This is a genomic window from Bowmanella yangjiangensis, from assembly GCF_017255015.1.
Taxonomy (GTDB): domain Bacteria; phylum Pseudomonadota; class Gammaproteobacteria; order Enterobacterales; family Alteromonadaceae; genus Bowmanella; species Bowmanella yangjiangensis.
The window spans coordinates 1-403 of the sequence record NZ_JAFKCS010000656.1 but is presented as its reverse complement, the minus strand read 5'-3'; the positions used below and the strand labels follow the sequence as shown (position 1 = coordinate 403).

The following is a 403-nucleotide window of genomic DNA, read 5'->3' as shown; positions in this document are numbered from 1 at the left end:
CCTCGCTGACCCTCTGGTTGCCGCGCCTGCTGAGCTGATGCCATGACCGACCTGACCACCCCCATCCCCTACCGAGCAGAACCCGACTGGCAGGCGGTCGCGGCGATCCCCATCGTCGAGTGCGATGAGCCGCTGCACCCGCTGAGCCTGAGCCGCACGCTGCGCGTGTACCCGGCATACGCCCGCATGGGCGTGTGCCACGCCATGGCTGAATGCCACTCGCGCAGCGCGGTGTTCGAACGCCTGCTGCAGGTGGCCAAAAGCCTGCCGGCAGGCCTGCACCTGGTGGTGCTCGACGCCTGGCGTCCGTTCGCCGTGCAGCAATACCTCTACGACAGCCTCTACGACGCGCTCAAGGAGTACTACCCCGACGCTGACGAGGCGCACCTGGAGCATCTGACGC

The 403-nt window shown here is 67.7% G+C and carries 1 protein-coding gene; it reads left to right on the top strand.

Going from position 1 to position 403, the window contains the following annotated elements; all coding sequences use genetic code 11:
• Nucleotides 1-42: 42 nt before the first annotated feature.
• The coding region (locus tag J0A65_RS26120; RefSeq protein WP_463452441.1) for a M15 family metallopeptidase domain-containing protein at nucleotides 43-403 on the top strand (361 nt) is incomplete at its 3' end.